Consider the following 9,824-nt stretch of genomic DNA (forward strand, 5'->3'; position numbering starts at 1 on the left):
GAAAACCAAACGATTGTGGTTGAGAATTTAGCCGTCAAGAATATGGTCAAAAACCCGAAATTATCTCAGGCAATATCTGATGTTAGTTGGGGAGAAATCACCCGACAATTAGCCTATAAATGCCGTTGGTATGGGAGAAACTACATCGAAATAGATAGATGGTTTCCTAGCTCTAAAAGATGTAGTAATTGCGGGTATATTGCTGAAAAAATGCCGTTAAATGTTCGAGAATGGGACTGTCCAGACTGTGGGACTCACCATGACCGAGATATTAACGCCAGTAAAAATATTTTGGCCGCAGGGCTTGCGGTGTCAGTCCGGGTTGCGACCATAAGACCAGAACAGAGTAAATCTGTTAAGGCAGGTGCGGAACCCCGCAAGGGAAAGAAGCAGAAACCTAAATCGTGAGGTTTGGGAATCACCGTCCGTTTACGGCGGTGAGGATGTCAAGCCGTCCAACGTCAAGAAACACCCCTAACTATTATTAAACATTGTCGTCAGCCATGATCGAGAACCTGACAACCAGATCGCCTATTTCCCTGAAAAACTATCGTATTGCGGCGATTATTCCCTGTCACAACGAAGAACTAACGATCGCAAAAGTGGTCTCCCAATTTCAAACTTTTCTGCCAGAAGCGGCAATTTATGTCTATAACAACCGCTCTAGCGATGATACCGTGACCGAGGCCCTCAAAGCGGGGGCGATCGTGCGTCAGGAAATCCAACCGGGAAAAGGCAATGTTGTCCGGCGGATGTTTGCCGATATCGAGGCCGATATCTATATTCTCATCGATGGTGATGATACCTACGAAATTGCGGCAGTACGACGCTTAATTGAACGAATGCTGCGAGAACAGTTAGATATGGTGGTCGGTGCGCGTCGGGAAGCGGCAAAATCCTCCCAGGCTTATCGTCCCGGTCATCGCGCCGGTAATCTATTTTTAACGGGATTGGTGAAATTTCTGTTTGGAGCGCGTTTAATCGATATGCTCTCCGGTTATCGCATCTTTTCTCGTCGTTTCGTCAAATCTTTTCCCGCTTTGTCCAATGGTTTCGAGATTGAAACCGAGTTAACTATCCACGCTTTAGAATTAAAAATTCCCTTCGCTGAAGAACCAACCCTCTACGGGGAACGTCCCGAAGGTTCCCAAAGTAAGTTAAAAACCTTTCAAGATGGCTGGCGAGTATTGGGAACCGCTATCCTACTTTTTAAAGAAATTCGTCCTTTTCTCTTTTTTAGCCTTGTCTCGCTAATTTTGGCGGTTATTTCCCTCCTCTTAGCGATCCCCGTCCTGTTTGAATACCTCGAAACCGGCTTAGTACCACGTTTTCCCACCGCTATTTTATCGGCCTCGATCATGCTTTTAGCCTTTTTAAGTTTGACCTGTGGCATGATCCTCGATTCCGTCTCCCGGGGACGAAAAGAGATGAAACGAATGGCCTATCTAGCTAACAGTTGGCTGAAAGGTTAGGGAAAAAGTTCGCTAAACATACAGGTCTAGGTCACATCTGGGGTTAAACCGTCTCTAACCGTTGCAGCACGGAGGAGGGTTTTTTGTCAATAAATTCCGCCGGCGAAATTTGATATTTAATCAGATTGGCTAATTCCTGTAGTTGGCTGATGGCTTCCGCACCTTCGAGTTTCATTAACTCTCGATCATCGCGCATTTCTGTCCAGGTGATGCCGTAATCGGACACGAGAAACCGAATTAGATGGGTTTCACCCAATCCGACCATAAAGGATGCGCTGTTCATTTGACCGCCACAGGTGTAGCAAGATGCTAGATAACCTTGATTTTCTAGTGCGATCGCTAAGGCCTGTAAATCCATGACCAAGTCTTTGACCAGTTGGCGATGCTGTTCTGCAAGTCGTTTAAACACAATGTTCCTCCTGACAACACTGCTCAATTATAAAACCTTAATACTTTTTTAAGATTCTTTTTTGAGAGTATAAAGTATATGAACCAGGTTTGTTTACGGATGTTAAGTAACAAAATGTAAAGAACCCGATACCTAGAGTAGCGTGAATTCCTGATATCGCCAAGTATGTGTAAGTACAAAGCTACCAGTTTATCCGTCTTTCCACCCCCTCGATCCCAACTATTCCCATCATGCCTATTTTTAAAGTTTAAGATCCGGTTTCGACAAAAAAGTTCGCAAATCTATGTTGACAATCACATAAACCTATGCGTCCATTCCAGATACGGAGGGAGGGGAGCTTTTTTCAGTGTTGCCAAAGGCACGGCGTAGCCGTCCAGTAAACAGTAACTGGTAATTAGGGTTTGCTGAATAAATATAAAAACCTTGTTGGGTAAGACTTTTAGACTTTTTGGAAACCAAAAAGTACCAGATCCCGGAGTGATCGGGTGGAAAATTCTGGGACTTTTTACCTGAAAATTAGGTAATTGACCCCCTCAAAATCGGTAAAACCCTACACCCTACACCCTACACCCCACACCCTGCCCCCACCAAGAAACTTTTTGCCGCAGACCCTACTTAATAGTGACGTGGAGTATAAACCCATTGCTTGCTTTTACCCTGCTCAATCAGGCGAGTTTTACTCGATCCAATCAAAATTATGGTTCGCATATCCGCATCTTTAATAGTCATATCCTCTAGGAATTTCACCGTCACTGTTTCCCCTTTTCGCCCTAAATTACGCGCTAGTACCACAGGAGTTTGCGGCGAGCGCCATTGTAATAAAATCTCTTTTGCCTTCTCCAATTGCCAAGTGCGCTCTTGAGACACAGGATTATAAAATGCGATCGCTAAATCGGCTCGGGCCGCTAACTCAATGCGCTGAGAAATCACCTGCCAAGATTTGAGAATATCCGATAGGGAAATCGCACAAAAATCATGTCCTAAAAGTGCGCCAACCCTGGCGGCCGCCGCTTGCATCGCCGAAATCCCCGGACAGACCTGAATGGCGATCGCATCCCATGCTGGTTTTGCTTTTTTTTCTAATACCTCAAACACGGCCGCGGCCATGGCATAAATTCCGGGATCTCCGGAAGAAACTAAGACAACCGATCGCCCCTTAGCCGCTAAATCTAGGGCCATTTCCGCGCGATCGAGTTCCACCCGATTATCCGATTCATGGCGGACAATTTCTGGTTTTCGCAGGGATTCTACCAAATCCAAATAGGTTTTATAACCCACCCAATCCGTGGCTTTTTCCAATACTTCTCGAACTTCCGGCGACATCCAATTTAGCGCACCAGGTCCAGTTCCGACTATGGCTAATTTACCTTGACTTTCCTGGGCAAAATCCCCTGGGGACAAACTGGATTTTTCCTTAATTTGCTGGCTTTCCTCATACAGATAAACTAAACAGTCAGTGCTAGGTTTTGCCAAGTTTAAGTTATTTTTATCGATAATCTCAATGCTCAGTTTTGCTGCTGATGAAATCGGTAAATTACTATTTTTTAACCAGTCCGCTTCACCGATTAATTTTACTTTTTCACCCGCCAATAAATCGGACAGAAACTTCTTAGCATCATCGGGATTAACTAACTGATAACCCGGTGGTGGCGATAATAAAGTAGTTTTAAATCTAATATCACCAGTGGTGGTAATTGCGGGAGAAATTTGCCAAACCGAGGCAATTTGACGAGCGAGATCATTAACCCCTTGTAAACCCCCCAACAAAGGCACTACGGCACTGCCATCTTCTGCGATTGCTAATACAGGTGGTTCTTGCCATTTATTAGTTAATAAAGGTGCTAAAGTGCGAATCAAAATACCCGCCGCACAAATGCCAATAATTGGCGTTCCCGTCTGGAAAAATTCTCGCACCGTTTCGCCAAAATTAGTATAGGTAAAATCAGCCGACTGGGTACGCTTTATTAACCCATAAACCACTGCTTCCGGTAGGGCCATTTGCACTTGACGAGCAACGGGGATACTGGTTTCTCCTAAAATCAGAATAGCTGGAGGTTTCATTTGGCTTCCCCCGACTGCGCTGCAGTTAACTTTTGGATAAATTCTTGATGTTCTACCGAGTTAATTCCAGCCTTTAAGATGTCCAACACCCGTGACATATTGCCGTTGAGCATGGCTGAAATATCTAACCACAAACCCGGAAATACTAGAGAGCAAATCACCCCTTCTTGGTTGGGTAACAAAGAAATATAATCGCCATTTTCTAAACTAAACCAATCAATCTTTTGATCAAATACCTGCCAAATAAGGTATTCTTGAATGCCACTGCGACGATAAGCACGTTTTTTATCCCCTAAATCTATGGCGGCACTACTAGCGGCAATTTCTACCACTAATTCCGGCGCTCCTTCTAGGTATCCCTCTACAGTTAGGGTTGATTTTCCCCCGCTTTCTTGACTAATTAATAACACCCCATCCGGCTGTAGTTCGTTGTCGATATCCAAGCGGACTGTTGGCTCAATACCCATTTGTACTTGGGGGGTAGCAGCTTGATAAACTCCCACCCAAGTGATTAAACGTCCGTGGGGTTCAGCATGAAATTTAAACCTTAATGGGGATGCCATATATACAACTCCTTCGATCAGTTCGGCTTTTTTTAATCCTGGCATAGCTTGATAACGGCGCTCGAATTCGGGACGAATTAAGCGATCCCCATTTTCTAACGGGGGTAAATGTTGAGTGGTTACAGCCTGAGAATTTAAGGATTTAACCGGGGAAGAAGTCATGGTGGCAGTCTTTGGGAACAAAACAGCATTGATTTTATTATAGATTGTTTCATCGGACTTCTTGCGGGATTTAATTTTTAACTGAAATTTCGCCAGAAGTCCTGAGCTTTTAGCGATGGGATGAATGGCAACCAACATATAGACAATTCCCCAAAACTATAGCATTTATCTTAGTGGTGAGGTACAAAATTTTCCTTTTGGGAAGTCGGTGGTCGATACCAAATTAGGTTACACTTCATCTAGTTATGAGAAACGCTGTCATAACTGATATAGCGCGCCTAAATGAAAGGTAAACGTCCTCTGCTTGCCGTCAAGCGACACCCGACTTCTAGAGCCTACCCATTCACGAATCAATTAGGCACACTATAACTGATAACTGATAATCGATAACTGATAATGTTGGTTCCCCTTACCCGTCAATCGATCGAGCAAATTGTCCCGATTATCGCCACAGGTCCCCAGTACGCTCACTATTGGGGTAAATGGTCTGATTTTCTGCGCCGTTTATTCATTTCTATCATCGCTCTCACCGCAGCTTGGTTAATCGGTAATTTATTCGGCCCGGGTGGTTTAACAATTAAACTGATTTTCGACATTATCGCCGGTTTATATTGGCTCTGGGGTCCGGTTTATTGGGCCAGTGTTCGCAATAATACCTATCGTCGTCTTCCCTACGGGGGGTTTTGGCGCGGTCGCGTTTTCGATGCTTTTGTCACCGAGGAATTAATCGGGGAAGAAGAAAGGGTCAATAAACGCGGGGAATTAGAGATTATCGAAAATCGCCAACGCTGTATTAATCTAGAAATCGGTGATCAAACTGGCTTTTCGGCGATCGTTCGCGCTCCCCTCAAACGCATCCATAAATCGATCCGTCCCGGGATGGTGGCCGAAGCTTTGTTAATGTCTCGAGACCCCGATTTAGGGGATATCAATCAGCTTTCTGATGTCCATCTTCCCCAACTCGACCAGTGGATAGGGGAATATCCTGTGCTGCGACGGGATATTTTCCAGCAAGTTAGTCGCGAATTAGGAGGGGGAAAAGAACCCCGGCCAAAACCTTCTCGTTATTCTAATAATGTCATCCGAAGACGCAAAACCCGTTAATGGTTCGGCGATCTTTGAAAAGATACCAGTTTCCCGGTCATCAATTAATCATAATTTACAGATTTTGGCTAATTTAATCCTTATTTTTGCTGTTTTTGAACCATCAAAAATTAATTATGCAAGAGGTTCAATATAATGTTAATTGAGCTTAGAAGGAGATAAATCGATGACGGCATCCTATGAGCAAGACTTTGGACTTTGGGCCGAACAAATGGCCGATTTATTAGCTTCCGGTCGGTTTTCCGAGTTAGATATTGAGAATTTAGTCGAAGAGGTGCGGGATTTGTCGAAACGGGAGCGCGATCGCTTACTTGCTAGTCTCAGATTAATTTTGCATCATTTATTAAAGTGGGACTATCAACCTCAACGGCGATCCAGGGGTTGGTTGGGAACTATTCAGCGAGAAAGAGCTAATATTAGGCTTTATTTGGACGATAGCCCCAGTTTAAAGCGATATTTAACCGATGAAAGCCTATTTAAACTCTATGCTGTTGCTTGTGCCGATGCCTTTAGAGAGACGGGATTAGAGTTTCCCCCCGTTTGTCCCTACGGTATTGAGGATATTTTAAATCGTTCTCTTCATTTGTCGGAACGATAGGCGAAAAACGATTAAAGTTGGTAAGCTTAGATAGTATCCACAGAATCTTAAGTTTATCGCCATGATTGACTGGTTAATTGTCTGGGGGGTTACTCCAGCCGCAGGTTCGCTTGTTCTTTCAGTAATGCAAGAGTTGGCAAAAGAGGGTGCAAAAGATTACGTAAAGGAATTTTTTAAAAACAGTCTAGGTAAAGTGTTACACTTACCTGAAAAAGATGTTCAAAAAGAAGCTTATGGCAAAGCAATGAAGGAGTTTTTAGAACTCTTTCAGCAACAGTTAGAAATGGCCGATCTGGAAGATGATCAAATTAAAAACTTTGAAAAACCTCTCAAGACTTTTATTAAAGATGACCAAGTTAAACCTATTTTAGGGGATGCTTTTGATATTGATTGTCAAATCCTTGATACTTTTAGGTTAGCTCAATCTTGGCAAAGACTTAATTTACCCCCGTTACCTGCTGAATTTAACTGGGAAAAACTAGGTAAATTTTATTTGAGAAAAACTCAGGAAATTATTGAAAATTCTGAAAAGCTAAGAGCCGTTTTTTTAGTTAAGTTACAGAATAAAGATAGCCAAAATATTCAAGAAATAGCAGGAGTTAAAACAGATTATAATTTAGATAACTATGCGGAAGGATTAAAAAAGGAATATGGCCATCTTAAATTAGAATGTTTAGACACAACGACTTATGAGCAAATCAAACTCTGGCGAATGTTTGTGCCGCAAAATGTGAGACGATACAAACGGGTTATTCCTCAACTTTATGAATTACCTAAAGAAGTGCTGCAGGAACTTGTAGATAGGGGAGAAATTACTCAAGCAGAACTAGAACGAAAACGGCAAGAATATGTCAATGAAAAATTAGATTCTGTTTTGAATATCGTCAATTCTTCTGAATACCCAAGAACCGTAATTTTAGGTAATCCGGGGGCGGGAAAATCGAGTTTATTGCAGTATTTAGCTTTAAATTGGGCTGAAAAAGAACTCAGTCAGCGTGTTTTGCTTCCCCTTCCTCTTTTGATAGAATTGCGTATTTATGCCAGAGATAAGGATGAAAAAAAGTGTAAGAATATTCTAGAATTTTTCCATCAAGGTAATCTGATTTGTCATCTCAATCAACTTGCTTTAGATGATAAGCTTAAAAAAGGTCAGGCTCTTGTGCTTTTTGATGGTTTAGATGAAGTTTTTAATCCTCAATTAAGACAAGAAATTGTCACGGATATCAAACGTTTTAGTATTCAATATCCTCAAGTGCAGATTATTGTCACTTCTCGCTGGTTAGGATATAAAGCAGAAGAATTAAATCATGCTGGTTTTGACCATTTTATGATCCAAGATTTAGATAAAGATCAGATTGAAGATTTTATTCAACGTTGGCATGATTTAGCTTTTGAAAATCGAGATGATAAAACCCAAAAACAAGAACGTTTACAAAAGGCAATTAAGGAGTCAAAAGCGATTCGAGAATTAGCAGGAAATCCTTTATTATTAACGATGATGGCTATTCTAAATCGAACTCAAGAATTACCAAGAGATCGCTCAAAACTTTATGAAAAAGCGTCAGAGGTGTTATTACATCAATGGGATTTTGAAACCAAGGAAGGATTAATTGATCCTGAACTGAAAAAATATCTTTACAATATTGATCTAAGAGATAAAAGGGACATTCTGCGTTTAGTCGCAAGTGCCATGCAAGCAGGAGAAAAAGGGTTAGCTGCTAATTTAATCTATAAGGAAGAATTAGAAAATGTTTTGACTCAATATCTTGAAAAAACAGGAATTAACAAACGAGTGGCTAGTGATCTGACTGATTTAATTATCAAACAACTGCGCTATCGTAATTTTATTCTTTGTTCTTTAGGTGGCAATGCTTTTGCTTTTGTTCATCGAACTTTTTTAGAATACTTTTGTGCTTGCGAGTTTTATGAAAGATTTAAAAAACGAGGATTACCAGACGGAATTACTCTTGAGGAATTGAAAACCAAAGTATTTGGAGAACATTGTTCAGATCCTGTTTGGAAAGAAGTTTTATGTTTATTGATGGGGATGCTAAGTGCAGAATTTCCCAAAGAAGTTGCTGAAGAATTAATTAATTATCTCATTGATATGGAGGAAAAAGACAAGGGATTTGCTCATCTTTTTTTGGCAGCAGATTGTTATGGAGAATTGCGAAACCAGTCTATTTATGTTGAACTAAGTCAGCGATTGTTAAATCAACTAGAAAGGCTTTATGATAAAGATATAAGTTATTATAAAAAATATGATACTGGAAACCGGTGGGGACAAAGGGAGAAAAACAGAGACAAAAGTATTTCTTGTGTTGTAAAAAATTGGCAAGGTGATCCCAACGGATGGAATATGCTTCAAAAAATAGCTCAATCTGCAGCAACCAGTTGGCGACAACAACCTATTATCGACGCATTGGTTCAAATTGCTCAACTATACCCAGTGGCATTATCTAAAATTCAAGAACTTGCTAATAGGGGTAAATCAAAAGCAATTGAAGCTTTAGTAACCCATTGGCGAGATAATCCGCAAACTTTACCCATTATTCAACAACAAGCTAATAAGGGTGAATGGAAAGCAATTGAAGCTTTAGTAACTTATTGGCGAGATAATCCTCAAACTTTACCCATTATTCAACAACTAGCTAATAAGGCTGAAGGGGAAATTATTGGACTTTTGACGGCATTAGCTAGAATAACAATTGACTCGGAAATAGGAGCAATTATCGAAACAATATTAGCTAGAACGGATGTAGATGCTAAAATCAAAGAAGGTTTTCAAGAATTTCTTTACTATAGTAATTTCAGAGATTGGAGAAATCCCGATTAAGATAGCTAATCTGCTAATTTTGTAGGGTGCGTGTTTGCGGCTACTAATTCTGATCAAAAACCAAAATTAACAATCCGCACCCCACGCAGCAAATTTATTATTAAATTGGTGCATTATGCTTTCGCACTTTACACCCTAAGAGTGGTAAGAAGTTAAAGGGTGATCGTTCTTGTCGGTGGGGTGGAGTGCGATCTCTGTCATCAAATAAGATATAATTGGGAAAGTCCAAATAATTAAAGCATTATGAGTTACCAAAACATTATTACCATTGAACCTGGAAAACGCAGCGGAAAACCCTGCATTCGAGGAATGCGTATAACTGTGTACGATATTCTAGAATATTTAGCAGCAGGAATGACAGAAGCAGAAATTCTTGAGGATTTTTCAGAATTAACTTCCGAGGATATCAAAGCTTGTTTGGCTTTTGCTGCTGATCGAGAGAAAAAATTATTTATCACCTCTTTATGAAACTGTTATTACTGGACTTCCCCGTTGACAAAAAGCCATAACCTGTGCTGTAGAAGGGATTAAGAGAATTTCCGCCGCCCCGTTACTGGGTACAAATCAGGGAAACTCCCAATAAATCTAACGCTTTTTGTTGCAGTTGGGTCGGTCGAGT

The 9,824-nt window shown here is 41.1% G+C and carries 9 protein-coding genes; 6 read left to right on the forward strand and 3 right to left on the reverse strand.

Translation table 11 applies throughout. The features are described from left to right. The coding region (locus tag O9332_RS20505) for an RNA-guided endonuclease TnpB family protein (protein ID WP_288027168.1) at positions 1-408 on the forward strand (408 nt) is incomplete at its 5' end. A 95-nt stretch (positions 409-503) separates the two neighbouring features. Further along, a complete protein-coding gene (locus O9332_RS20510; protein ID WP_004159345.1) occupies positions 504-1,472 on the forward strand; it encodes a glycosyltransferase family 2 protein in 969 nt (322 codons plus the stop codon). A gap of 43 nt (positions 1,473-1,515) precedes the next feature. Here the strand turns inward: O9332_RS20510 and O9332_RS20515 are convergent, their stop codons facing one another. The 3 genes from O9332_RS20515 to O9332_RS20525 form a co-directional block, all read right to left on the reverse strand. Then, positions 1,516-1,881, reverse strand: a complete 366-nt coding sequence (locus tag O9332_RS20515) for a DUF1815 family protein (RefSeq protein WP_002801757.1) — start codon at positions 1,879-1,881, stop codon at positions 1,516-1,518. 615 nt (positions 1,882-2,496) lie between these two features. Next, on the reverse strand, positions 2,497-3,942 hold the full coding sequence (gene cobJ, locus O9332_RS20520) for a precorrin-3B C(17)-methyltransferase (RefSeq protein WP_004159339.1): 1,446 nt from the start codon (positions 3,940-3,942) through the stop codon (positions 2,497-2,499). Then, complete coding sequence (locus tag O9332_RS20525; protein WP_004159337.1) at positions 3,939-4,805, reverse strand: Uma2 family endonuclease; 867 nt, start codon at positions 4,803-4,805, stop codon at positions 3,939-3,941. Before O9332_RS20525 ends, cobJ begins: the two co-directional genes overlap by 4 nt. 258 nt (positions 4,806-5,063) lie before the next feature. Between O9332_RS20525 and O9332_RS20530 the strand changes: the two genes are divergently transcribed. The 4 genes from O9332_RS20530 to O9332_RS20545 all read left to right on the forward strand — a co-directional run bounded on the left by O9332_RS20530 (position 5,064) and on the right by O9332_RS20545 (position 9,673). Continuing rightward, positions 5,064-5,771 (forward strand): DUF8619 family protein, encoded by a 708-nt coding sequence (locus O9332_RS20530; protein ID WP_002740014.1) that lies wholly within the window; start codon positions 5,064-5,066, stop codon positions 5,769-5,771. 166 nt (positions 5,772-5,937) lie between these two features. Continuing rightward, positions 5,938-6,369 carry a DUF29 domain-containing protein gene (locus tag O9332_RS20535; RefSeq protein WP_288027172.1) on the forward strand — a complete coding sequence of 144 codons (432 nt, stop codon included), beginning with the start codon at positions 5,938-5,940 and terminating at the stop codon, positions 6,367-6,369. 61 nt (positions 6,370-6,430) lie between these two features. Next, positions 6,431-9,205, forward strand: coding sequence for an NACHT domain-containing protein (locus O9332_RS20540; protein WP_288027174.1), 2,775 nt, complete (start codon positions 6,431-6,433; stop codon positions 9,203-9,205). 243 nt (positions 9,206-9,448) lie between these two features. After that, complete coding sequence (locus tag O9332_RS20545) at positions 9,449-9,673, forward strand: DUF433 domain-containing protein (protein ID WP_002745983.1); 225 nt, start codon at positions 9,449-9,451, stop codon at positions 9,671-9,673. The last annotated feature ends 151 nt before the right edge of the window (positions 9,674-9,824 follow it).

Source organism: Microcystis sp. LE19-10.1B (genome assembly GCF_027530565.1).
Classification (GTDB): domain Bacteria; phylum Cyanobacteriota; class Cyanobacteriia; order Cyanobacteriales; family Microcystaceae; genus Microcystis; species Microcystis aeruginosa.

Coding starts and splice junctions, on each gene's coding strand:
- O9332_RS20510 (WP_004159345.1), top strand. CDS start 504: ATGATCGAGAACCTGACAACCAGATCGCCTATTTCCCTGAAAAACTAT.
- cobJ (WP_004159339.1), bottom strand. CDS start 3,942: ATGAAACCTCCAGCTATTCTGATTTTAGGAGAAACCAGTATCCCCGTT.
- O9332_RS20525 (WP_004159337.1), bottom strand. CDS start 4,805: ATGTTGGTTGCCATTCATCCCATCGCTAAAAGCTCAGGACTTCTGGCG.
- O9332_RS20530 (WP_002740014.1), top strand. CDS start 5,064: ATGTTGGTTCCCCTTACCCGTCAATCGATCGAGCAAATTGTCCCGATT.
- O9332_RS20535 (WP_288027172.1), top strand. CDS start 5,938: ATGACGGCATCCTATGAGCAAGACTTTGGACTTTGGGCCGAACAAATG.
- O9332_RS20540 (WP_288027174.1), top strand. CDS start 6,431: ATGATTGACTGGTTAATTGTCTGGGGGGTTACTCCAGCCGCAGGTTCG.
- O9332_RS20545 (WP_002745983.1), top strand. CDS start 9,449: ATGAGTTACCAAAACATTATTACCATTGAACCTGGAAAACGCAGCGGA.